The following is a 24,989-nucleotide window of genomic DNA, read 5'->3' on the forward strand; positions in this document are numbered from 1 at the left end:
TCAGTGACGGCGCAATGACATCCCCATGCCCTGGGGGGCATCGGTGTCACGAGTTACCACAAGCCGTCGAATCGCACATCCAGCGGCAGGGCATGGATGCGCAGATGTTCGGGCAGCGGCTGCAGCGGACGCAACTTCACCAGCAGTGACGGTGTGCGCGGCGACAGCGGGGAGACGCGCTCGGCCGGCAGTCGCTCGACGTGGGAAATGATCTCAATCACCTCGGCAGGTGCGCGGTGACCATCCGCAAAGTGCAAGGTGGCGCGGCGCCCTGGCTGCACACGCGAGGCCCTTGCGGGCTCCACGTAGGCCTGCACCAGGGCAGGAGCGGTGGACTGCAGCAGCAGGGCCTCGGTGCCTGCGGGTTGCCATTCTCCGGCGTGAAGGTAGACCTGGGCCACGCGCGCCTCGAAAGGCGCCTGAAGCTCAGCAGCGCGGGGCAAGGCAGCCGGTGTCGCTGCAGGTGCAGACGCCGCGGACCGCGCCGTCTGTGCTGCAAGATGCTCGGCCAGTTCCGCCTGGCTGCGACCGAGTTCGCCCTGCGCCTGCAGCCACAGCACACGGGCAGCCTCCACTTCCGGACGCGTGGCGGCCGACTGCGCAGCCAAGGCCTCCATGCGGACCAGTCGGTCGCGCCGCAGCTGGAGTTGCTGGGCGGCCAGGCTCACGGCCTGGCGAAGCGCCCGTTCGCGTGCCGACGACTGCCCGGCGTTCGCCTGCGAAGCCAGGGGGGGGGTGGTCGCCAACGACGCCGTCGGTGTGTCCTGAACCGGCGCCTGCATGCGCAGCACCGCAGCCCCGGCCGGCACCCGGTCGCCCACGGCCGCGATCTGCGCGACCACGCCGGCCGACGGCACCCGCACGACACTCTGTTCGAGCACGACGGTGGCAGGCACCTGCGCCCACAGCAGGCCTGCCAGGAAGCGCAGCGCCAGGTAGGTCGGCGCCGCCAGCACCAGGGCCAGCAACAGGTACCAGCGCCAGCGCGGTACCTGACGCTTGGCCGCGGCGTAGCGCACGGCCACACCGGTGGGGTCCTGGCCTGCGCCGGGCGGGGCGTCGAAGCGGATCTTCATGGAGCGGCATCGAGATAGTGTTCAAGGGACTGCACGACCCAGCCCGCGTAGCGCGGGTGGCTCGACAGCGATCGGTGCCACGCCTGCCAACGCGCGAGAGCGGCGGCCCGGCCGCGCTGGAAGTGGCTGTGCTGCTCGTCGAGTTCCGGCTCCATGCTCCAGGCCAGCGCCACCTGCAGTCCGGCTGGAGCTGCATCCAGCGCCTGCCGCGCCAGTTGCAGCGCCCGCTCGCTGCGGGTGACATAGACCATGGCCGTGACCTCGCTGACGCCAGCATCGAGCAGCCTCTGACCCAGTCGGGCCTCGGTGAGTTCACGATAATGTGTGGTGAGGTGCAAGGGCCAGGCGGTGGCCTCCCGCACCGCCCTCAGCGTGTCGATCACCCACACATCCCACATCCCCTGATCTTGCGCAGGCAACTGGCTGCGCTCGAGGTCCAGGTGCAGGGCGTCGAAGGGCCAGTCACCGAAGCGGCGCAGCAGCTGAAGCAAATCGGCGCGACGGTCGGGGCGCACCCAGCTGGGCTCACCGAGCAGCCATTCGACCCGCCAGCCACGCTCACGAAGCTGGCCCAGCAGCGATCGCAGCGCCACCTGCTGCGATGGCTCGCGTGCCACGCGGTCCAGTGTGGCAGACCGCCACGACAACAGCAGACGCCCCGTGGACGGCGGCAGCCGGGTCAGCCGATCGGGGTGTGCCAGCAGCGATTCGCCATCCCACACATACCACCCCATCGGGCCCGTCGCCGGTCGTGCCATCGGCACGATCGGCGTCATCGGCACCAGGGACAGCGCCGCCAGCACATCCTCCCCCGGAGCCCTCTCTCCGACCAAGGGGCTGCCGCAGGACGGATCCCAGGCCAGCAATTCGATCTCGGCACCATGGGCCCGGGCACGGGCATCGACATGCTCGATCACCGCCTGGTAAAGCGCATAGCGGGCCTGCACGGCGCGCTCGTATCCGTCACCTTCGAGCGCCTGGGTGCGCAGTCGGGCGATGCGCCAGGCCTCCAGGGCGGCGCTCACCCGTCGGGCGTAGATCTCCACCTCCCGTTCGCGCAGGGCCAGCTCGTCGAGCGCACGGTCGAGCGCCAGCGCCTGTTGCTCACGCTCCATCGCCAGCCGGGCTTCGGCCTGCTCGGCTGCGCTGAGCGACTGGGCCTGGCGTGCATCGTTCCAGCGGCGCCATTGCAGGGGCAGGCTCACATCCACGCCCACGAAGCTGCTGTATCCCCCGCTGCCGCCCACGTCACGGCTCAGGCTCTGCGACAGGGTGACCCCGGCCTCGATGCCGTCGAGCCGCCCGCGCTGCGCCGCGCGGCGGGCGGCCTCGCCTTCGAGCCGCGCCCGGGCCACCGCGGGTTGCGCTTCAGCCGCCGCGCGAAGTGCTTCGCGGCTGCGGCATGCCTGTGGCCAGCTCGGCCAGGCCAGCTCGCGCGCCGTCTCGTCCACCCCCTGCGCCGCCGCGCCCGCCCAGGCTCGCAATTCACGCGCGGCGTTGCGGGCGATGACGTCCTGCCGGGCCAGATCGCGCTCGACCGTGTCGGCCTGGGTCTGATAGGCCAGGTGATCGGCACCGAGAAGCAGCCCGGCGGCCTCGCGCCGGGCGAGGGCTTGCGCGACGGTCGCCTGGCTGCCCAGCCAGGCGCGTGCAGCGCTGGCCCGCTGGCGGGCGGCCACGAGGTCGAGATAACTGCGGCGGACCTGCTGGCGCACGAGCGCCTGGGCTTCGTCCACCTGCAGGTGGGCCACGGCCAGCGCCACATCGGCCTCGTCCACTGCGCGCTGCGCGGCTTCACGGCTGCCCAGCAGGGGCCAGCGCAGGCCCACCTGGGCCTGGCCGCGTTCGTAGCGGCGCACGGCCGTGTCGGTCACGGGCTCGCGCACGCGGGCCAGCCCGGCACCCGCCTGCAGGCGCGGCCCGTCCTGGGCCCGCACGGCCTCCAGCCCCTGGCGCCGGCCAGCCAGCTCGGCCTCGCTCAGCCGCACGGCGAGGGCATGCTCGACGGCAGCCGCCTCCAGCGCGGGCAGCGGCAAGGGCTCCGAGGCCGCAACGGCACAGCCCAGGGCTGAGAGGGTCATGGCTGTGAGGAGACGCAGCAGCTGCATGGTCAGAACTTGGTCTTGCGCAGCACCCACCACGGCGCCATCGAGGAATCGAGGTGCGCCTTCAGGAAAACTTCCTGCAGGGTGGACAGCGAGCAGTGCACACGGTTGACGAAGGCGAAGAGCGGAAAGAGGCACACCAACCCGAGATAACCCAGATCTTCCCGCGGGCGTTCGGACACCACCACCACGTAGAGCAGGAAAAACAGCAGCAGGGCTGCGAGATACACCAGGTACACGAAGCCCAGGATCCCGAGCACGGCCCCGGCCGGCAGCGTCCAGAACAGCAACCCGGTGTAGGCCACGATCATGAAGGGCATCACCACCTGCAGGAACAGGCCGTTGAAGGTGACGAACAGAAAGTTCGGCCAGCCCAGCAGCCTGGGGCGCAGGTTGTGGCGGAACTTGCGCACGTAGAGGTAGAAGAGGTCACCGTCCCAGCGCAGACGCTGGCGGAAGAAGCCCATCCAGGTGTGCGGTGCGTCGGTGTGGCCCACCGCGTGCGGGTCGAAGACGATGCGCAGGCCCGGGTGGCGGCCGAAGTACTGCTTGATGCGCAGCGTCATGTCCAGGTCTTCGGCCGTGCCGGCATCCCAGCCGCCCAGGTTGCGGATGAAGGCGGTGCGGAACACCCCGAAGGCACCGGAGATGTTGTTGACGAGGTTGAACTCCGACAAGCCCGTCTTGCCGGCACCGATGGACAGCATGTACTCCAGAGCCTGCAGCCGCGCCACGAGTGAACTCTTGGCGTTGCGCACGCGCAGGCAGCCGGCCACGCCCACCACGCGCGGGTCATCGAAGTGCCGCGTGGCATGGCGCACCATGTCATTGTCGAAGGAGGTGTCGCCGTCCAGGGCCATCACCACCTCCCCCGTGGCCATCTGCAGGCCGGCATTGAGAGCCGACACCCGCCCGCCACGCTGCCACTTGGGCAACACGACGAGGCGTCGCCTCGGCACGCCTTCGACGAGGTCTTGCGCACGCCGTGCAGCCTCCAGCGTGGCACGGTTCTGCACGGCACCGTCGATCATCGCGATGATCTCGATGTGACCAGGGTAGTCCTGCTGCGCCAGGCTGTGGATGGTCTTGCGCACATCCTCGCCTTCCGAATAGCAGGTGATGAGGCAGGACACACGCGGATAGCGCTCACGCTGGCGGTCGGGCCGGTGCTCGCGCAGGCCGAAGCGCACGATGCCGGCCGTCACCAGCAGGTACAGCGGCAGCTCCAGCAGCAGGACGAAAGGAAAGAACTTGAGGGCGATCTCCAGCCAGCCCTGCTCGCTGGTCGACAGGATGAGCGTACCGAAGGCATGGACGGCCTGGTCCCACATGCTCAGGCTTCTGCCAGACGCTGCATCAGGCGTTCGCAATCATCGCCGGGGCGCACGTCCTCTGGGGCGGCCAGGCAAGTGATGCGCGCGCGCAGCGAGGCGTCGGGATCTGTTCCGGCCTGCTGCGCCAGCAGGGCCTCCACCCGCGCCGCAAGGCCGGGTGCATGCGAGAAGGGCAGGAAGAGCCACAAGCGCTCCTCGGCCGTGCGCGTGCTCACGTCGGAGGTGCGCAGCAGCTCGTGCAGGCGGCGCGCGAATTCGTCGAGCATCAGATAGGCCCGCGCCGCACCGTGGCGCTCGACGAACTCGGCGGAGTTGAGGAACTCCACCATCATCAGCCCGAATCGCATCTCGGCATGGCGCGACTGCGCGGCCAGGGCCCAGTCCACCAGCTGGCGGAACTGGGCGGGCACCACATAGTTGGCGCTGTCCAGCGCGGCCATCGACTCCTTCACCTGGCCGGCGCGCAGCGCCGCACGGCCATGGGCGCTCAGCCGCAAGGCGCTCACCTCACGCACATCCAGTTCGCTGGGCTCGGCGGTGGTCGCGCAATCGAGGCAGCGCACCACCACGGACGACTCGACAAACACATGGTGGCAGCTGGCACAGGCGAGCTGGGTGAGCGGGCGATCGTAGTCCACGCCGATGTGGCGCAGGCGCGCCGCGCACTTGGGGCAACTCAGGCCGGTGTCGCCACGGAAGTCGGCCTCGGGCGCCACATGCCCGCAGGTGAAGCAGTGCAGCGACAGCGACTTGTGGATCTCGATGCTGCTGCAGTGCGGGCAGACGTCGAGATAGTGCAGATGGGCGCTGCCACAACCCCGGCAGTGGCGGGTTCGGTCGATGAGCCGGGAAGGCTCGAGCAGCCCGCGCCGGATCAGGGCCACGACGCCGGCGCCGGCATCTTCGCCTTCGCGCGCGAGCAGCTCGATCACCGGGTGTCGGTACAGCGCCAGGCTGTGCCGGTCGCACACCGGCGCCAGTTCGGCCCCATCGCGCTGCGCCAGGAAGTAGAGCACCCGTTCATCAAAGTGCAGGCCAGCGGGGTCCAGCCCCAGCGTGCGACGCACGGCCAGGGCGCGTTCACCGGCCTGGCGCGCCTGCTCCACGCGGCCTTCCCCGTCGATCCAGGATGCAGCCGCCCCAGCCTCCTCCGACCACACGGGGCGGTCCCACCAGGCCGATCGGCGGATCTGCTCCACCAGGGCGCGCCGCCCGGCATCGTCCCACCCGGTCAGGTAGAACGCCAATGCCTCCACCCCCGCGGCCGTGAAGGCCTCCCATGAATCATAGGCGGCGCCACGGGTGGACGGGTCCGATGCACGAGGCCCCCGCAGGACGGCCACGTGCAGGCGGCGGGTCTCGTCGGCCGAAGCGGCGAGCAAGTCAGTGAACAAAGATCAGCTCCAACGACTCCGTCAAGGGAAATCTTTCAGAATTTGTGTCTAATTGTATTGAACGCCCTTCTCCCGCTTACCGCCTACATGAGGGGGCCCGCCTCAGGCCAATTGTGCGATCCATCACGGAAAAGGGCGCCATCTGCGCCCTTTTGACTCGAATCAGAACTGGTAGGCCAGCCTCAACCCTCCCCAGTGCCGCCCGTCCACCAGGATGGGCGCAGAGACTTCTTTCATCAGCACGAAGCGCCCGCCCCCCATGTCGCGGCGATAGGTCTGCAGCAGGAAGGGTCGGCGGTTGCGGGCGCTCGCCAGGCCGGTGCGGTCGTTGAAGACGCGGCGATAGCGGCTGTTCGCCGTGTTCCACACCACGTCGCCGGGGCGTTGGGGCTGGCAGTACTTGCGGTTGTGGGTGGGCACATAGCCATTGCGGTCCACCGCGATGCAATAGACGACCTTGGGCGAGAGTTCGAGCAGCTTTTCCTGAACCTGCGGGAACAGCCGATCGGCCAGTCCCACGAACCGGGTCTCCACCTGCGGCGGGTTGGTGCCGGCGATCGGACGGTAGTGCTCATCGAACAGATCGGTGGCGCTGATGGAACCGGTGCGAACGGCATCTTCCAGGAGCTTGCTGATCTGTGCGGCCGCTTGCTGGGCCGCCTGGATGTAGGGGGTGTCCTCGGTTTCGATGCCGCTGGCGGCGGTGAGTTCCATCAGGTGCTCGCTCACCTTCAGGAAGGACTCGCTGCGTGCCATCGCCTGCTGCAGGGCCTGTGCCGCGCCGCGGGTCTCGCGCTCGATGAGCGCCATCTCCTCGTTCATGCCCTGGCTGAGCTGGCGGCTGTGGGCGGCGGCCTGGGCAATGCGGTCCACGCCTTGCTCCACCTCGGCCAACGCCACGTGGAAGGCGCCCTGCCAGCCATCCGCACCATCGCTGCGGATCTCGCGCGCCAGGGTGCCGATGCGCGAGTCCAGCGTGCCCACGGTGCCCATGATCTGCTTGGACGAGGCCTCCACCTTGGCGGCCAGGTCTTTCACGGCATCGGCGACGACGCCAAAGCCGCGCCCGGCCTCGCCGGCACGCTTGGCCTCGACAGATGCATTGAAGGCCACCAGACGGGTCTGCATGGCGATTTGCGTGATCTGCTGGGCAGCCTCCGCCACTTCGCGCAGAGTATCGACGACACCTGCCACTTCGCGGCCCACGTCCTCCACCGCCCCGCGCGCCTTGGCCACCGACTGAAGGCTGTGCCCGGTGACCTCGCTGATGCCATCCTGGGACTTGACGATCGCCTGCAGGTGCCCGGCCAGGGTGGCCACCGCCTGTTGCTGCCGCTCGGCCCCCTTGATGCTGTCATCCAGCACCCCGCGCACCTCGGCCGCCTCTCGGCCCAGGCCGGAGGTCTCCTTTTGCAGTGATTGGATCAAGGCCTTGGCGTCCATGCCAGGCGAGGGCGTTGAGGTGGATACCTCCTGGGCAGGGCCTTGGCCCTCTCGACCACGGAACAAAGACAGCATTTTCAGTCTCCTCGATCTGGGCGCCAAGGTGGGCGTCCTACCACTCGCGCAGCTTCACGCGCAGGCGTGCGATCGACTGGCTGTGCAGCTGGCACACCCTCGATTCCGTCACGCCCAGCACGGCGGCGATTTCTTTCAGGTTCATGTCCTGCTCGTAATACATGCTCATCACGTATTGCTCGCGCTCGGGCAGGGTCTTGATGGCGGCCACCAGTGCCGCGCGCAGGCGGTGGTCATTGAGCTGACTCAGCGGATCGGCTTCCTTGTCGGCCACGTGACGGTCCAGGTAGTCCTGGTCACCGTCATCGCCACTCATGTCTTCCAGGTACACGAGCTGGGTGCCACGCACCTTGCCCAGCAGTTCCTGGTACTCGGACAGGCTGATGCCCATCTCCTTGGCGATCTCACTTTCCATGGGCGCGCGGCCCAGCTTCTGCTCCAGCTTGTGGACGGCTGCCTCGATGGAGCGCTGCTGCTTGCGGCTGCCCCGGCTCATCCAGTCGGCGCCGCGCAGCTCGTCGAGCATGGCGCCGCGGATGCGCTGGGTGGCGAAGGTCTCGAACTGAACGCCCTGCCCCGTGTCAAAGCGGCTGAGCGCATCGTTCAGGCCGATCATCCCGACCTGGATCAGGTCGTCGATCTCCACGTTCGCCGGCAGCTTGGCAATCATCTGGTGCGCCAGGCGGCGCACGAGCGGGCTGTACTGCTGCAGCATCGCGTTGTTGTCGAGACGGCCTTTGGCGGTGTACATGAGGGAGCGCTCCGGGTTCAGTTGAACGCGTGATGGGCAGCACTGGCCTGCGCCCGCAGAGCGGGGCCGGACCAGTCGTCGCCATCGCCGCCTTGCACCGAGAACGGCAAGGCGTGATGCAGCAAGGTGGTCGACAGCAGATGCAGGGCCTGTGCGAGCTCGGTCTCGGACTGCATCGCCGTGCTGGTCAGCGCGGCCAGGTGAACCGTGCCGCCGAGAAAATCCTGGACGCAGCGCGCCAGCCGCGTGGCCGCCATGGGAACGCCCAGCGTGGGGGCCGCAAGATCCATCACCACCGCATGCTCGCCGATGCCGGCGTACTGCAGGAGGATCTTGATGGCGGCATAGGCTTCGGTCAGGCTGGCCGGATCGTCGCTGGTGAGCACCAGCGGACGCACGCGGCGGTTGGCAAAGAGGCCGCTCAGGATGGCTGCGTCCGCATGGAAAGCAATGACATCGGCACTCGGGGCGGCCTCGCGCAAGGTTTCGAACAGCAGATCTGCCGAACCGGGCTCCTCACCGAACCAGGCCAGCGTCGGGCTGGCGGCCAGCACCGAGGTGTGGGCATCGAGCTCGTCGATCCACTGGCCGAGATCGAGGTCGCGCGCGATGGCCTCGGCCACGTCCACGCCGGTGGTGTAGGGGCTGGGCGCAGCATCCACCACGAGGGTGTGCAGATCCTGCGCGGCAAAGCCCTGGCACAGCCCCTCCAGCAGCACATGGGCGCCCGGTGCATACGGATTGGCGGCCACCGGCAGCAGGTGCACGGTGTGGTGAGCAAACAGCCGGCGCAGGCCGTGTGCCTGATCGAAGGCGCGTTCAGACATGCACAGCCCCCATCTGGCCAGCACGCGCAGCAGGCGGTGCCGTGAAGACCAGGTTCACGTCGTCGCGGTCGAGGCGGTAGGCGGCACTGCCGCCGCCGCGCAACGCGCGATGCACCAGGGCCTGGGCCGACATGCGGTGCCAGTCTTCCGGCACGCGCTGGCCATTGGCCACGCCCAGCACCGGCAGCTTGTGGCGGATCACGGCGTCGAGTGCGGGGCCGAGTTTCACGGCTTCGTCGATCTTGGACAGCAGCACACCCTTGCACTGGTTCGCGCGGTAACCGATGAGCACATCTTCGATCGTCTCGCCCTGGGCAGCGGCATTCACCACCAGCAGACGCTGGATGCTGCGATGGCTCACCATCTCCAGCAGCTCCTGGGTGCGGCTGTCGCGCTGGGCAATGCCGGCAGTGTCGATGAGCACCATCTTCTTGGAGGACAGCAGCTCAAGCAGGTCTTCCAGCGCCGCACGGTCATGGGCCGTGTGCACGGCCACGCCGATGATGCGGCCGTAGGCCCGCAGCTGTTCGTGAGCGCCGACCCGATAGGCGTCGAGCGTGACCAGACCGAGATTGGAGGCGCCGTACTTGGCGGCAAAGGCCGCCGCGAGCTTGGCGGTGGTGGTCGTCTTGCCCACGCCCGTGGAGCCCACCAGGGCGTACACGCCGCCCTCATCCTCCAGGGCCGGGCCGTTCTCCCCGGTGATGAGGTTGCGCTCGAGCACACCGGACACCCAGGCATTGAGGTCACCGCCGTCATTCGGCGTGTGGGCGGCCAGTTTGCGGATCAGGGCCGGCGAAAAACCACAGTCCAGGAGCTTCTGGGTGAGCTGGGCCTGGGCCGGGTTGCGCTGCATCTTCTCCATGAAGGCCAGGGCACCGAAGCGTTCTTCGATCAGGCCCTTCATCTCACGGAGTTCGGCAATCATCGCGCGGCCTTCGGCTGCAGGGGCTGCGGCGGGTGCCGGCGCCGTCCAGGCCGCGTCGTCGGCCAGCGCAGGCACGGCCTGAGTGGCGGCCACAGGCGCCGGGGTGCGCATGGCGGGGGCCGGAGGCTGGGCCATTGCCTCCTGGGCCAGGCGCTCGGCCTTGCGTTGGGCCGCACGCTCGGCAAGGCGCTGCTCCAGCGGCAGGCTGGCAGGCGCCTTGCCCACGGGAGCCGCACTGCCAGCCGCCAGCGACGTCGGGTGCGTCGCCGCGGCAGCCGTCTGGGCCTGCTGCTGCAGGGCGGCCTGGCGGCGCTTGAGCATGCGTTCGCGCACATAGTCCTGGAAGGACAACGTGCTCATGGCCAGTTGCTCCACGTCCTTGGCGACGGCCTGCCCAGCGGCCTGCGGTGCCTGGGGGGGCGCTGGCCTGGCCTTGGGCGCCGTTGAAGCCGCCTTGCGCGACGGCGCGGCCGACGCAGGCTCGTTGAAGGTCTCCAGTGCGGCCACGCTTTCCGGGGCCATCGCCAGCACCTCCACGCCTTCCTTGCAAGGACGGGTGGACAGGATCACGGCGTCTTCGCCGAAGGCCTGGCGCACCTGCACCAGGGCGTCTCGCGAGGTTTTCGCGACAAAGCGTTTGACGTTCATGCGGTGCCTCCAATCACGGAGCCGATGCGGATGGTGTGAGTGTCAGGAATCTCGCTGTGGCCCAGCACGGCCAGCCGAGGAGCGGCGCGCTTGAGCAGCCGGGCCAGGGTCGGGCGGATGGCGTCGGGCACCAGCAGGCAGGCCGGCACACCCAGGTCTTCCTGCTTCTTGCTGGCACGTGCGGCCGACTGGGTCAGATGGTCGGCCACGCCGGGGTCGAGCGTGGCACCGTGCGGCGAGGTCAGGGCCTGCGTGACGAGGCGCTCCAGTTCGGGCTCGATGGCAATCACGTCGAGCTCCTTCACCGGGCCGTAGATCTGCTGGACGATCGCCGGGGCCAGGTTGACACGGATGCGGCGCGCCAGTTCACCAGGATCGGTGACGGTGCCAGCATGTTCGGCAAGGGTCTCGACGATGGTGCGCATGTCGCGGATGTGCACCGACTCTTCCAGCAGCATCTGAAGCACTTTCTGCAATGTGGGAATCCCAACCACCTTAGGTACCACGTCCTCGATGAGCTTGGGTGCCAACTTCGTCACGTGATCCACCAGCTGCTGCACCTCCGTGCGTCCGAGCAGCTTGGCGGCATGGACTTGCATCAAGTGTGAAAGATGGGTGGCCACCACGGTCGAGGAATCAACCACCGTATACCCGGCCATTTGGGCGCTTTCGCGTTGTGCTTCGTCGATCCACACCGAGGGCAGACCGAAGGCCGGGTCGGTGGTGGCAGTGCCGATGAGCTGCGTGCTGGCGTGTCCGGGGTTGATGGCCAGGAACATGCCGGGGAAGCATTCCCCCTCGCCCACCACGGCGCCACGCAGGGTGATCCGGTAGACGCTGGGCTTGAGCTCGAGGTTGTCGCGGATGTGCACCGAAGGCGGCAGGAAGCCCACGTCCTGCGCGAACTTGCGGCGCACGCCCTTGATGCGTGCCAGCAAGTCGCCCTGGCGGTCCTTGTCCACGAGCTGGATCAGGCGGTAGCCCACCTCCAGGCCCAGGATGTCCACGGGCTGCAGATCGTCCCAGGTGGCCTCGGCGTTCGGGCTGGCCTGCTGGGCTGCCGCCGGCGTGTGCTGGGCCTGCAGCTTGGCGCGCTCTTGCCGTTGGTGAACCCGGTAAGCGGCATAGGCCAGGCCACTGGCAATGCCCAGGAACACCACGTGCGGCATGCCGGGGATCACCCCCATGGTGCCGATCACGGCGGCCGTGATGCCCAGGGCCTTGGGCGAGTTGAGCACCTGCCCGGTGATCTGCGTGCCGACGTCATGCTCCTTGCCCACGCGCGACACGACCATGGCAGCGGCGATGGAGATCAGCAGCGCCGGAATCTGCGCGACCAGTGCGTCGCCCACGGCCAGCAGGATGTAGGAGTTGGCCGCTTCGCCAGCCCCCAACCCATGCTGAGCCATGCCGATGACCAGGCCGCCGACAATGTTGATGATCAGGATCAGGATGCCGGCGATCGCATCGCCCCGCACGAACTTGGAGGCACCGTCCATGGAGCCGAAGAACTCGGCTTCCTCGCCCACCTCGGCACGGCGGCGCTTGGCCTCCTTTTCATCGATGAGGCCGGCATTGAGATCGGCATCGATGGCCATCTGCTTGCCCGGCATGGCGTCCAGGGTGAAGCGCGCGCCCACCTCGGCAATGCGCTCGGCGCCCTTGGTCACCACCACGAAGTTGATCACCACCAGGATCGCAAACACGATCAGGCCCACGGCAAAGTTCCCGCCAATGAGGAAATGGCCGAAGCTTTCGATCACCTGTCCGGCGGCCCCGGTGCCGGTGTGCCCATCGAGCAGCACCACCCGGGTGGACGCTACGTTGAGCGACAGGCGCAGCATCGTGGTGAGCAGCAGCACCGCGGGGAAGGCGGCGAAGTCCAGCGGGCGCACCATGTAGGCCGACACCATCATCACCATCAGCGCACAGGCGATGTTGAAGGTGAACAGCAGGTCCAGCATGAAGGGCGGCAGGGGCAGCACCATCATGGTCAGGATCATCACCACCAGCAAAGGCGCGGCCAGCACCTTCAGCGGGATGCCCCCCATTAGGTCCTGGAGCGGTCGCAGCATGGCAGCATTGGAAGCGTTGTTCATCATTCAGCCTCGGCAGTCCCGGCGCTCGTCTTGCCGTGATGGGGGTCCAGTTCTTCGGGCACCTGCAGCGCCGGCAGCTCGCCCGGCATGGGCCCCTGGCCCGCCATGGCCGCGCGCAGTTGGTACACATAGGCCAGCACCTGCGCCACGGCGGCGTACAGGGCAGCAGGGATCTCGCGGTCGAGTTCGGCGTGGGCGTACAGGGCACGGGCCAGCATGGGGGCCTGCAGCACCGGCACCTGGGCATCCTTGGCCACGTCGCGGATGCGCAGGGCGAGCAGGTCGGCCCCCTTGGCCACCACGCGCGGCGCACCCATCAGTGCGTCGTCGTACTTGAGCGCCACGGCATAGTGGGTCGGGTTCATCACCACCAGATCGGCCTTGGGGACCGCAGCGATCATGCGGCGCTTCACCGCCTCGCGCATCACCGCCTTGACCTTGGCCTTGACCTCCTGGTTGCCCTCCAGCTCCTTGTGCTCGTCCTTCACCTCGCGATGGCTCATCTTGAGGCGGTTCTTGAGCAGATGACGCTGCAAGGGCACGTCGATCGCTGCGAAAGCGCCCAGCGCGAGCAGCAGCAGGGCCACGCCCCAAACGATGAGTTCCGTGGCGCGCCCGACTGCAGCCGGCAACGCCACCCCCAGCACCGCCGGAAAGGCGTCAAGCTGGCGATAGAGATAGAGCGCGCCAATGGCGCCCAGGATGATGGCCAGCACACTGGCCTTGAGCGCCTGGATGAGATTGTCCTTGGAGAACAACTGGCCCAGGCCCTTGATCGGGTTCATCTTCGAGAACTTGGGGGCCATGGCCTTCATGGTCCAGTTCCATCCGCCCGAGAGCACTGCCCCCAGCGTGGCCACACCCGCCACCACGATGCCCAGGGGCACCGTCACGGCCAGGAACTTCGCCACGGCGCCTGTCAGACGTTCCCCCATGCGGGCCGTCTGCTGCAGGTCGGTCGCGCCAAAGCGGAGCTCGCTGGCCATCAGATCGAGCATCCAGCCCGTCATCCAGGGGCTGGCCACCATCACCACGGCAATGCCGCCGGCCACGATGAGGAAATGCCCCAGGTCACGCGAGCGCGCGACCTGGCCGTCCTCGCGCGCCTTGCGGATCTTCCGCTCGGTGGCTGGCAGGTTGCGGTCTTGGGCGTCGTTCGACATGGCGATGGGCAGATTGCGTCATCGCCATTGTGGAAAGGCCGGCTGCAAACTTGAGCCGGAATAGCGGGGGAAATCCCGCCAGTTCGCGCAGGGGGCGGCTCAGGAGCCGTCCAGGGCCATCAGGCGGCGCTGCTTCTGGGTCTGGTCGATGAAACGCTGCAGCGCGCGCAGCGACTCACCGCTCATGCCTTCCAACTCGCAGCCCATGCGCACGCCCTTGGCCGTGTCGTTGACCCCCGTGATATGGGCCACGCGCAGGCTGGCATTGAAGCGGGTGTCGTCGTCCAGTTCGATCAGGGTCTGGGTGATCAGGGTGCCCGGCTCGATCAGGGGCGTGTTGTCGGGGACAAAAACGGCGATGCCGCCCAGGCTCACGTCGATGACGCGCAGGTCCAGCCACACGTCTTCCATGGCCGGGTGCCGCAGGCGCAGCGAGGGACCCGACTTGACCAGGGGCCGCACCCGGTAACTGGAGCGGCGCTGGAAGCGGAACAGCTCCTTGGGCAGACGGCCGTTGAGCGCGCTCTGGCCCTGGCCGGCGTGCACGTGCACCAGGCCGTCCAGATCGAACTGTATCTTGACGCTGTCCAGGTAGCCCACGCCCACGACTTCGTCCGAATCCAGCACACGTTCGAGCTGGGGCTCATGGGCATCGACGGTAAAACGCACCACCCCCTTGGCCTTGTTGACCTCGAAGATGGTGGTCACGAAGCTCGCCCCGCGGGGTGTGGCGATGGTGATGAGCGAGTGGTGCTCCTGCATCTGGCGCAGCAGCGACAGGATCTCGAAGGGTTCGGTGATGCGAAAGTCGTCCAGTGCCGAGCGGGCCTCGGGCTCGTCGGGCGACAGGGGCATGGGCATCGTTTCCATGGCAGCCTCCCTGGCAGTGCGGCGCGTATGGAGCCCTTCGGCCCCGTGCACTCAGTGCAGTGTACGCGGGGAACCGGCCAGCAGGCGGTCCAGATCGTCCAGCCAGGGTTCGGCCAGGTTGCGGATCTGTGCATCATTGCGCAGGATGCGCGTCATCACCCGGCTCTTGGCCTTGGCCTGCTCCTCGTCGAGCTGGCGGTCGGCCGCCGCCTGCTTCAGGCGCGAGATCAGCACCGCGCAGGCTCCTTCCAGGCGCACCACGCGATCCCAATCGCCGGCTCGGGCAGCTTCGAGCATTTCCTCGCTGGCGCGCTCGATGGCCTCGTAGCAGTCCAGCAGCGCGTTGTCGTCCATGGCGGGCTCCCGTGCGGCGCTCGAATCGGTGCGTGCGGTGTTCAGCATGTCGTCGTGTTCCTCGGTCACGTCGCTCAGGGGCGCGCGGCGGGCTTCATGGCCACCCAGGCTTCACGGATGGGTGTGAGCAGCTTCACGCATTCCTGCAGCGCGGCATCGTCGTTGCGCAGGTTGGCGTGCGTCAGGCGGGCCGTGATGTACAGGTAGACGTTGTTGAGGTTCTCCGCCACCTCGCCACCTTGCTGGTGGTTCAGGGCCGCGCGCAGCCCCTCCTCGATGATGCGCACCGCCTGGCCGATGGCCTTGCCCTTGGCCTCGATGTCGCCGCGGGCCAGGGCTCCACGGGCGCGCGCCATGGCATCGATCGCGCCGTCATACAGCATCTCCACCAGCTTGTGCGGGTCGGCCCCGGAAACGCCGGTTTCGACCTGGACATGCCCATAGGCAGTGGCTTGGCTTCGGAAGGGTGCAAACATGGTCATTGCTCGCGTTGATGAATGGGTCTGCCTGGATATCGGCTGCCGCAGTCCGTCACTTGAGACACAAATGGACGGGAATCCCCGCCAGCCTTCCCCTCAAACGCAGGGGGCCCGCATGGCGGGCCCCTGGATGCCTGGCGCGGGACGAGACACTACTTGGACTTGTTCCAGTTGCTGATGGCCGTCATCTGCTGGTTCACATAGTTGCTCAGGCTGTTGAGCTGCCCCATGCTGGCATCCAGGGCCGTGTACTGTCGCAAGAGGCGTTGTTCGACCAGTGCAATGCGGTCTTCGTAGCGTTCCTGCTGCTGCTCATTGCGACGGATCGTTGCCCTCAGTCCTTCGCTGCGCGCCGTGAGGAGGCCATCGGCACCCACAACGGCATTCGTCAGCAGGCGGAAACGTTCAGCGAATCCGTTGTTGCCGGGGTTGTCATCGTCAGAGTTGGAGAAGGCCCGAGCCAGCTCGGTGCGCTGCGTCAGCGCGTCGTTGAAGCGGGTTTCGTTCAGCTTCAGGGTGCCGTCACGCTGGAGTTCGACGCCCACGCTCGACAGAGAAGTGAACACCGATGAGGCGCCTGATGTCTGGGACACGAGGGAGCGCAGCTGGCCGATCAGGCCGATCGCAGTGCGGTCTCCCTGAAGGCTTCCGGCCTTCTTGGTCGCCTCGTCGTAGGCCGTCTCTTTCGCCAGGTACTTGCTGATGTCATTGTAGGCATTGACGAAGTCCTGCACGGCCTTCTTCATCGCCTCGTTGTCGGCCGACACCTGCACGTTGACGGCAGACGTGGTGGTCCTTGACAGCGTGAGGGTCAAGCCCTCGACCACGTTGGTGAGGGTGTTGGATGTCGACTCGATGGCCAGGCCGTTGATGCTTGCCAGGGCATTTCGGGCGGTCTGGGTTTCGGTCACGCTGCCGCCAACGCCCTGCTCGAAGGCCAGGGCCTGCAGGCCGGCGTCGCCGACGACGTCGATGCGCGTCACTGCCGCGTCCAGGCCGGTGCTGGTCGCCGTGAACACCAGCCGGGCGCCCGAAGCGTCGTTCACGATCGAGGCGCTGACGCCGGCATTGGATGCGTTGATGCGGTCACGGATGCCCGCCAGCGTCGTGTCGTCGGCACCGATGACGACCTCGGCAGTGCTGCCATCCCCGCGGGTGAAGGTCAGGGTACCCTGCCCCAGCACGGTTGCGCTGTCGGCATACGCCCCTGTGGCCAATGATTGAGAGCGCGCGAGCTGGCTGACTTCGATGCTGTAGGAGCCGGCCGCGGCGCCGGCCGAAGGGGTCACGCCCACGCTGGTGGCGTCGGACGAGGTGGCAGCGGTCTTGGCCCACAGGGTGGTGCCCGTGAGCTGGCTGGCCGCAGACTGCAGGTTGCCCACGTAGCTCTGCATCAAGCCGAAGGACGAGAGCTGCGTCGACAGCTTCGTGGCCTGCTGCTTCAGCAGATCGATGGGCCGCCGCTCGATCGCGACGAGTTGGGACACGATGCTGTCGACATCGAGCCCGCTGCCGATCCCCGCTGCCGAGATGGTCGCCATCAAAGATTCTCCTCAAGGGCCATCAGATCGCAAGACGTTCCCTGCGGACCATGGCTCCTGACCGGGTTATCGGCCACCCGGGAGCGGCCTTGAGCGGAATTTCTTAACGCTGGAGCAGCGACAGCACCTGCTGAGGCAACTGGTTGGCCTGGGCCACCATGGCCGTGCCGGCCTGCTGCAGGATCTGAGCACGTGAAAGTTCGGCCGTTTCCGCCGCAAAGTCAGCGTCCATGATCCGCCCGCGGGCCGCCGACTGGTTCTCGGCCGCCGTCTGCAGATTCGAGATCACGCCCTCGAAGCGGTTCTGCGCTGCGCCGAAGGTGGCCCGCTGGTCGTTGACGACGTTCAGCGCCAGATCGATGACATTGATGGCCTCGTCGATCTCGGCACCCGGATCCGCCGGCAGGGTGGTCCAGCCGCCGATGGCGATGCCGGTTCCGGCGTCGGTGGCAGCGGTCGTGAACGCCGTCGTGAGAATGTCTTCGGATGCCGTTGCACTGGTGATGGTGCTGCCTTCGGCCGCGACACCGGCCAGGTTGACCGAGGTCACGTCGATGCGGTCGTTGGCCGAAGTGTTGGCGCCCACCTGGAAGGTGAGCGTGGCCTCGAAAGTGGCGTCGCCGCTGTTGAAGAGCGCCTTGCCGTTGAAGCGCGAGGACATCACGGTGCGCTCGATTTCATCCTGCAGCTGGGCAAACTCCTTCTGCAGGTTGGCCCGGTCGCCGATGCTGTTGGTGGCATTGCGCGACTGCACCGCCAGTTCACGCATGCGCTGCAGCATGTCGCCCATCTTGCCCAGGGCGCCTTCCGCGGTCTGGGCCAGCGAGATGCCGTCGTTGGCATTGCGCACAGCGACGTTCATGCCCTTGATCTGGGTGTTCATGCGCTCGGCGATGGCCAGTCCGGCCGCATCGTCCTTGGCGCTGTTGACACGCAGGCCCGAGGACAGGCGCTGCATGGCCGTGGCCAGCGAGGATTGGGAAGCATTGAGGTTCCGCTGCGCATTCAGCGAAACAACGTTCGTGTTGATGGTCTGAGGCATGGCAGCTCTCCTTCAAGAATCAAGACTGACTCCGGCTTTGAGCGCCGGCTCTACCCATTCGGTCAGACTGATTGTGGGAGAGCGACCTGGCGGGGAAGAGCGCGATAAAGGGGGGATTTGCCCCCCAGATTTCGACCGGCCACGAAAAAGCCCGGCCGGGGCCGGGCTTGGGGGGGCGCTTCGCGCTTGAGCGATCAGCGCAGCAGCGACAGGACCTGCTGGGGCAGCTGGTTGGCCTGGGCAACCATGGTGGTGCCGGCCTGCTGCAGGATCTGGGCCCGCGACAGGTTGGCCGTCTCGGCCGCAAAGTCGGCATCCATGATGCGGCCACGCGATGCGGTCTGGTTCTCCACGCTCACCTGCAGGGTCTGGATCACGGCTTCGAAGCGGTTCTGCACGGCACCGAAGGTGGCGCGCTGATCGTTCACTGCCGTCAGCGCAAAGTCGATGGCTTCGATGGCCTCATCGATCTCGGCGCCAACATCGGAGGGCGCCGTCGACCAGCCGCCGATGGCAATGCCGTTGCCCGCCGCAGTCGCGGCAGTCGTCGTCACGGTGGCCATCACAACGTCAGCGGTGGAGGCGCTGGTCAGCGTGCTGCCTTCGGCAGCGGCGCCAGCGAGGTTGACCGAGTCCACGTCGATTCGATCATTCGCAGAAGTGTTGGCACCCACCTGGAACGACAGGGTGGCTTCGTAGCCCGTGCCAGCCGAGTCGAACAGGGCCTTGCCGTTGAAGTTCGACGACTTGATCACGCGGTCGATTTCGTTCTGCAGTTCGGAGAACTCCTTCTGCAGATTGTCGCGGTCGCCTGCGCTGTTGGTCGCGTTGCGCGACTGCACGGCCAGTTCACGCATGCGCTGCAGCATGTCGCCCATCTTGCCCAGGGCGCCTTCAGCGGTCTGCGCCAGCGAGATGCCGTCGTTGGCATTGCGGATGGCAACGTTCATGCCGCGAACCTGGGCGCCCATGCGCTCGGCGATGGCCAGACCGGCGGCATCATCCTTGGCGCTGTTGACGCGCAGGCCCGAGGACAGGCGCTGCATGGTGGTGGCCAGCGAGGACGCCGTGCCGGAGAGGTTGCGTTGCGCGTTCAGCGAAACGACGTTGGTGTTGACGGACATCGTCATGATGATTTCTCCTTCAAGATCAATGACTCCCGGCATGGACGCCGGCTTTGCCTCAGCGCCGGGGCCTTTCGGACCCGATGCCTTGCCAGCTTTCGCTGGCTGCGTCCGGCGGCAGTCACCTCGGATGCGATCGAAGGGCTTTCGTCCTTGTTCGAACCGTCGGCCGGCTGTTCCCCGGACCCCGGGTGACCGATCGCTCGGGCCCGTTGAGGGAGTTATCGGCATGTGTCGGGAACGACTTTAGGACTTTGTCAACCGCGAGAAGAAGGAACTTCCTCACGCAATTCCTCGACACCACCCAAACTCCTAGCATCGGTATCGGCACCCCGTGTGCGAAATTGAGGCGTACCGACTTCGAACGGCGGCCTGCCGACACAACTGGCAGACAAAGCCTTGCCTAATTCCGCCTTGCCGGCCGGGTCGAGGCCGCTACATTCGAACGATCCATGTCCAGCAGGAGTTCACGGATGCCGTCCCGTCCGACACCGCAGCGCCAGCCCTTTGAGGGTCACAACCCCTACGTGCTCGACGAGGCCTCGGGGGTCATGCGGCGCGCCGACGCACCGCCCTTCCGTTACAACGACGGCGATGCGGTCGAGATGGCCATCCACGGGATCATCTCCTCGTCGTCCGACGTGAGCTGCGGCTCGGACGATCTGGTCCGCCAGATCACCGACTGGCCCACGCTCTATCACCTCAGCGCTGCACGGGCCAATCTGTTGCGCCCCATCGAGCACCTGCTGCGTGGCAAGCGGGTCCTGGAACTGGGATCGGGGTGTGGCGCCATCAGCCGCTACCTTGGGGAACTCGACTGCGAACTGACCTGCGTGGAAGGCAGCCCGCGGCGAGCCTCCATCACGGCCCTGCGTTGCCGCGACCTGCCCAACGTGGCTGTTTTCAACGACAACTTCCAGGACTTTCAGCCTGACCAGCGCTACGACGTCGTGACGCTCATCGGCGTGCTGGAGTACAGCCGCGCCTTCCTGACGGGCAAGGATCCCGTCGCCACGGCGCTCGATCTTGCACGCAGCTTCCTGAAGGAAGATGGCATCCTGCTCGTTGCCATCGAGAACAAGCTGGGATTGAAGTACTTGGCCGGCGCCCCGGAGGATCATCTCGGACTGCCGTTCTACGGCGTCCACGGCTTGTACGGGGACCGTACCCCGGTGACCTTCGGCCGGCGCGAACTGGAAGCGCTCATGCAGGCAGCCGGGTTCGCCCGCACCGACTTCTACTATCCCTACCCTGACTACAAACTGCCCAGCCTCGTGCTCACCGAGCAGGCCCTTGGACAACCCGCCGCCGTCTTGCGCAACCTGGTGTCAACCTGCCATGCCCCGGATCAGGCCCAGCCCTACATTCGCACGTTCTCCGAGAACGCTGCGCTGCTGGCTCTCGCGGACAACCGGCTCCTGGGAGAACTGGCCAACTCCTTTCTCGTGGTGGCTGCTGCGCGCAGCGCCCCCCGCACCGGCGGCGACCGGGATCTGGCCTTTGTCTATTCCGATGGCCGCAGGAAGGCTTACCGCAAGGAGGTCGCCCTGCAGGCAGGCGAGAATGGGGTGGTGGTGCGGCGACGCCTGCTTCACGCAGGGCCCACACCCGAGGGCATGCGATTTCCCGAAGAAGAGCCTCTGGTCGAGGGAGAAAGCTTGTTCAACGGGCTGCTTTCCGTGGTCAACCGGGCGGGTTGGTGCATTGCGGACCTGGTCGCCTGGTACCGTCCCCTGATGTCTGCGTTGCAGTCCGCTGCACATGGCCCGTGTGTGCCGCCCGACCACCTCGATGCCACCCCCTTCAACTTCCTCATCGATGCCGAGGGTCGGGGCCGCCTCATCGATCTTGAGTGGGTCGACGGTGCAGGCGTCCCGCTTGAGCGAGTCGTCTTCCGGGGCTTCTATCACTCCCTGACCCGCGTGGGTTGCGTGGCTGCGCCTCGCGGCGACGTGCCAGCCGACATCGCAGAGATCAGTGCCAGGGCGACCAGCGAACTGCTGAACAGCCCTTGCGACCTCCAAGCCTTGCTGGATGCCGAGGCCATGCTGCAGAAGTCGGTCACGGTGTTTCAGCCGCAGCCCCAGGATTTCAGAACCCCCTTGCGCGTGCGCGGACAGATGCCGCATCCTGCAGCGGCTGCACAGCTCGACCCTCCACGCCCCAAGCGCCTGGTCGACCTCGAGCAGATCGCTCCAAGCCAACGCAGGCAAGGGATGCCCCGCCTGGCGGTCGTCCTGCATCTCTTCTACCCGGAATACTGGGCCGATTTCGCACAGGCCCTGGCCGAACTGCCGGAGGGAACAGACCTCTACATCACGACACCCGCGGACAAGCTCCTCCTGGCGAGCAAGCTGGTCCAGGCGGATTTCCCGCAGGCTCGCATCCGGGCCTGCGAGAACCGGGGGCGCGACGTGGCCCCGCTGATCGAACTGCTGCGCACCGAGCCGCTGGACCGCTACGACTACGTGCTCAAGCTCCACACCAAGCGCTCTCCCCACCTGTCTCCCGGACAGGGCGAACGCTGGCGGCGCTCCCTGCTGCAGTCGCTGGTCCCCAGCCGCCGGGTGGCGGATCTGCTGGAGCACCTGGAGCGCCACCCCCAGGTGGGGCTGGCGGCACCGGCCCAGTGGCTGGTGAGCCTGCGCAACACGGCCGGCTACGCCAAGAACCTGCCCACCCTCAAGCTCTGGGCCGCTCGCCTGGGATTCGAGGTGGAGGCCGGCGACTACGCGTTCGCCGCCGGCACGATGTTCTGGATGCGCGGCTGTGTGCTGGCCGAACTGCGCCGCCTCGACATCCAGGCGGCTGATTTCGAACCCGAAGCCGGGCAGCTGGATGGCACCCTGGCCCATGCGCTCGAGCGGCTCATGCCCTTGCTGGCCTTCAAGTGCGGCCTGGACGTGGCGCCACTGCCGGCCGACCTGTCCAGCCCCTCCGAGGAGCCGGGCGCCAAGACCCTGGAGGAGTGGCTCGGCAGCCGCCGTTTCACCCCGAGCCAGGAAGACCAGATCCGCGAACGGCTGGAGAGCCAGGAGGGCGGCCCGCGCCTGGCCGTGATCGTGCAGGCCACCGACGGCTCGCGCGAGCGCCTGGTGGACACCCTGAACAGCCTGGAACACGCCCGCCGCCTGGGCCTGCGCACCACGGTCACGGTGATCATCCCCCCGGGGCTGGACGCGCAAGCCCTGCCCGGCACACCCCGGCTGACTTCGGCAATGCCCGGGGAGACCGTCGCGGCCTTCAACCGGGCGGCGGCGGACTGCGACGCCGACTGGATCATGCTGGCCCGCAGCGGCGAGGTCTTCACGCCCAACGGCCTGACCGTGCTGGCCCTGGACCTCATCGGCGCGCAAGGATGCCGCGCCGTCTATGCCGACGAGCTCTACCGCGGTGCCGACGGTGCCCTGGGCGCGGCCTTCCGGCCCGACTTCAACCTCGACCTCCTGCTGAGCTTTCCTGCGGCGATGGCCGCGCACTGGTGGTTCCAGCGCGACCATTTCCTGGCACTGGGCGGCCTGGATGCCCAATTCGGCGACGCCGCCGAGTTCGACCTGCTGCTGCGCCTGGTGGAACACGGCGGCCTGGCGGGCCTGGGCCACGTGGCCGAACCCCTGCTGATCGCCGACACCCCATCGGCCGCCGATCAGGCTGGCGAACGCGCCGCACTGCAGCGCCACCTGCAGGCGCGAGGCTACGCGCAGGCCCGGGTGCACCAGGACCTGCCCCGGCAGTACCGCATCGAGTACGGCCATGCTGCCCAACCGCTGGTGAGCATCATCATCCCGACACGTGACCAGTTGCCCCTGCTGCAGCGCTGCGTCGAGAGCCTGCTGGAGAAGACCGCCTATCCGAACTACGAGCTGCTGATCGTCGACAACCAGAGCGAGACCGAGGAGGCCCGCCAATGGCTGGACGGCGTGGCCGGCATGGGCGACGAGCGCGTGCGGGTCCTGCGCTACCCCCACCCCTTCAACTTCTCGGCCATGAACAACCTGGCGGTCGAGCAGGCCCGCGGCGACTACCTCGTGCTGCTCAACAACGACACCGCCATCATCGAGCCCGGCTGGCTCGACGCCCTGCTCAACCACGCCCAGCGCCCCGAGGTGGGCGCCGTGGGGGCCAAGCTGCTCCATCCGGACGGCACGGTCCAGCATGCCGGCGTGGTGCTGGGCCTGCGCGGCCCGGCCGAGCACCCCTTCCTCGGGGAGGCGATGGACGCGCATGGCACCATGCAGCGCCTGCGCGTCGACCAGAACTACAGCGCGCTCACGGCCGCCTGCCTGATGGTGCGCAAGTCGCTCTACCAGGAGGTGGGCGGCCTCGACGAGGGCGATTTCAAGGTCTCGTACAACGACGTGGACCTGTGCCTGAAGCTGGCGGCCGCCGGCTACCTCAACGTGTGGACACCACATGCCCTGGTGATGCATGAAGGCAGCGCCAGCCAGAAGCTCGTCGACGCGGGCGACCTGGACAGCCGCAAGGAGCGCTTCGCCGCCGAAAAGGACGCGCTGTACGCGAAGTGGCTGCCCCAGATCGCCCGTGACCCCGCCTACAACCCCAATCTTTCACTGCGCGGCAAGGGCTTCGAATACGAGGCCCGCAGCGACCTCGTCTGGCATCCGCTGGCCTGGCGGCCTGCTCCCGTGGTGCTGGCTCACATGGCCGACCGCTGGGGTTGCGGGCACTACCGGGTGATCCAGCCCTTCGAGGCCCTGTGCGAGGCCGGCCAGATCGAGGGCCTGCTGACGGATGCGGCGCTGCTGCCGTCCGAGCTGGCGCGACTGGACCCCGACGTGATCGTGCTGCAACGCCAGATCGGCGAGCAGCGCCTGGAGGCCATGCGTCGCATGAAGGCCTACTCCCGCGCTTTCAAGGTCTACGAGCTGGACGACTACCTGCCCAACCTGCCACTCAAGAGTGCCTACCGCCAGGGCATCCCCAAGGACGCACTGAAGTCCCTGCGCAAGGGCCTGGGCTACGTGGACCGCTTTGTCGTGTCCACCAACGCCCTGGCCGAGGCCTTCGAGGGCCTGCACCCCGACATCCGCATCGTCAAGAACCGGCTGCCCGCCGCCTGGTGGTCCGGCTTCACACCGCAGCGGCTGCGCGGCCGCAAGCCCCGTGTCGGCTGGGCCGGCAGCGCCGGGCATGCGGGCGACCTGGCCCTGATCATCGATGTGGTCAAGGCACTGGCCGAGGAGGTCGAATGGGTCTTCTTTGGCCTGTGTCCGGCCGAGATCCTCCCCTTCGTCCACGAAGTGCATGCGGGGGTGCCCATCGACAAGTACCCCGCCAAGCTCGCAAGCCTCGACCTGGACCTGGCGCTGGCCCCGCTGGAGCAGAACCTCTTCAACGAGTGCAAGAGCAACCTGCGCCTGATCGAGTACGGCGTGTGCGGCTACCCCGTGGTGTGCAGCGACATCCGCTGCTACCAGGAGGACGGCTTGCCAGTCACCCGGGTGAAGAACCGCTTCAAGGAATGGGTGGACGCCATCCGCATGCACACCCAGGACCTGAACGCCGCAGCCCGGGCCGGCGATGCCCTGCGCGAGCAGGTGCGTGCCCACTGGATGCTGGAAGGTGCTGCGCTGGACGCCTGGCGTGCGGCCTGGACCCAGCCCTGAGGCGACTTCCTTGTAAGAAGTTGCCTGACAAGGGCCTACGAAAACCGCGACACGCCGAACAGAAGGGACCTGATATCGGCTCTTTTCCGGTCTGCCTAAAGTTCATCCC

Annotated in this window: 17 protein-coding genes; 1 reads left to right on the top strand and 16 read right to left on the bottom strand. The window is 67.4% G+C overall.

Annotated elements, in window-relative coordinates; genetic code table 11:
• Positions 1-53: 53 nt before the first annotated feature.
• The 16 genes from C1704_RS03025 to C1704_RS03100 all read right to left on the bottom strand — a co-directional run bounded on the left by C1704_RS03025 (position 54) and on the right by C1704_RS03100 (position 19,259).
• Positions 54-1,076, bottom strand: a complete 1,023-nt coding sequence (locus C1704_RS03025) for an HlyD family secretion protein (protein ID WP_104300861.1) — start codon at positions 1,074-1,076, stop codon at positions 54-56.
• Positions 1,073-3,184, bottom strand: a complete 2,112-nt coding sequence (locus C1704_RS03030; protein WP_104300863.1) for a TolC family protein — start codon at positions 3,182-3,184, stop codon at positions 1,073-1,075. The genes C1704_RS03025 and C1704_RS03030 overlap by 4 nt, the downstream gene beginning before the upstream one ends.
• 2 nt (positions 3,185-3,186) lie before the next feature.
• On the bottom strand, positions 3,187-4,512 hold the full coding sequence (locus C1704_RS03035) for a glycosyltransferase family 2 protein (RefSeq protein ID WP_104300865.1): 1,326 nt from the start codon (positions 4,510-4,512) through the stop codon (positions 3,187-3,189).
• Positions 4,513-4,514: 2 nt separating this feature from the next.
• Positions 4,515-5,909: a TackOD1 domain-containing metal-binding protein gene (locus C1704_RS03040; protein WP_104300867.1), complete on the bottom strand. Its 1,395-nt coding sequence runs from the start codon at positions 5,907-5,909 to the stop codon at positions 4,515-4,517.
• Between the two features lie 162 nt (positions 5,910-6,071).
• Positions 6,072-7,427: a methyl-accepting chemotaxis protein gene (locus C1704_RS03045; protein ID WP_104300869.1), complete on the bottom strand. Its 1,356-nt coding sequence runs from the start codon at positions 7,425-7,427 to the stop codon at positions 6,072-6,074.
• Positions 7,428-7,464: 37 nt separating this feature from the next.
• On the bottom strand, positions 7,465-8,178 hold the full coding sequence (locus C1704_RS03050; RefSeq protein WP_104300871.1) for an RNA polymerase sigma factor FliA: 714 nt from the start codon (positions 8,176-8,178) through the stop codon (positions 7,465-7,467).
• Positions 8,179-8,195: 17 nt separating this feature from the next.
• Positions 8,196-9,005, bottom strand: a complete 810-nt coding sequence (locus tag C1704_RS03055) for a MinD/ParA family ATP-binding protein (protein ID WP_104300873.1) — start codon at positions 9,003-9,005, stop codon at positions 8,196-8,198.
• Positions 8,998-10,581, bottom strand: a complete 1,584-nt coding sequence (gene flhF, locus C1704_RS03060; protein ID WP_104300875.1) for a flagellar biosynthesis GTPase FlhF — start codon at positions 10,579-10,581, stop codon at positions 8,998-9,000. The genes C1704_RS03055 and flhF overlap by 8 nt, the downstream gene beginning before the upstream one ends.
• Complete coding sequence (gene flhA, locus C1704_RS03065; protein ID WP_104300968.1) at positions 10,578-12,656, bottom strand: flagellar biosynthesis protein FlhA; 2,079 nt, start codon at positions 12,654-12,656, stop codon at positions 10,578-10,580. The genes flhF and flhA overlap by 4 nt, the downstream gene beginning before the upstream one ends.
• Before the next feature lie 23 nt (positions 12,657-12,679).
• Positions 12,680-13,843 carry an EscU/YscU/HrcU family type III secretion system export apparatus switch protein gene (locus C1704_RS03070; RefSeq protein WP_104300877.1) on the bottom strand — a complete coding sequence of 388 codons (1,164 nt, stop codon included), beginning with the start codon at positions 13,841-13,843 and terminating at the stop codon, positions 12,680-12,682.
• A 99-nt stretch (positions 13,844-13,942) separates the two neighbouring features.
• A complete protein-coding gene (locus C1704_RS03075; RefSeq protein WP_104300879.1) occupies positions 13,943-14,713 on the bottom strand; it encodes a flagellar brake protein in 771 nt (256 codons plus the stop codon).
• Between the two features lie 51 nt (positions 14,714-14,764).
• A complete protein-coding gene (locus C1704_RS03080; RefSeq protein WP_104300970.1) occupies positions 14,765-15,067 on the bottom strand; it encodes a flagellar protein FliT in 303 nt (100 codons plus the stop codon).
• A 74-nt stretch (positions 15,068-15,141) separates the two neighbouring features.
• Positions 15,142-15,543, bottom strand: a complete 402-nt coding sequence (fliS, locus tag C1704_RS03085) for a flagellar export chaperone FliS (RefSeq protein ID WP_336469930.1) — start codon at positions 15,541-15,543, stop codon at positions 15,142-15,144.
• 155 nt (positions 15,544-15,698) lie between these two features.
• Positions 15,699-17,087, bottom strand: a complete 1,389-nt coding sequence (fliD, locus tag C1704_RS03090; protein WP_104300883.1) for a flagellar filament capping protein FliD — start codon at positions 17,085-17,087, stop codon at positions 15,699-15,701.
• 103 nt (positions 17,088-17,190) lie between these two features.
• Positions 17,191-18,129 (bottom strand): flagellin N-terminal helical domain-containing protein, encoded by a 939-nt coding sequence (locus tag C1704_RS03095; RefSeq protein WP_104300885.1) that lies wholly within the window; start codon positions 18,127-18,129, stop codon positions 17,191-17,193.
• A 194-nt stretch (positions 18,130-18,323) separates the two neighbouring features.
• Positions 18,324-19,259, bottom strand: a complete 936-nt coding sequence (locus tag C1704_RS03100; RefSeq protein ID WP_104300887.1) for a flagellin N-terminal helical domain-containing protein — start codon at positions 19,257-19,259, stop codon at positions 18,324-18,326.
• 467 nt (positions 19,260-19,726) lie between these two features.
• Between C1704_RS03100 and C1704_RS03105 the strand changes: the two genes are divergently transcribed.
• A complete protein-coding gene (locus tag C1704_RS03105) occupies positions 19,727-24,880 on the top strand; it encodes a rhamnan synthesis F family protein (protein WP_170064607.1) in 5,154 nt (1,717 codons plus the stop codon).
• The last annotated feature ends 109 nt before the right edge of the window (positions 24,881-24,989 follow it).

Source organism: Caldimonas caldifontis (assembly GCF_002930615.1).
Lineage (GTDB): Bacteria > Pseudomonadota > Gammaproteobacteria > Burkholderiales > Burkholderiaceae_C > Caldimonas > Caldimonas caldifontis.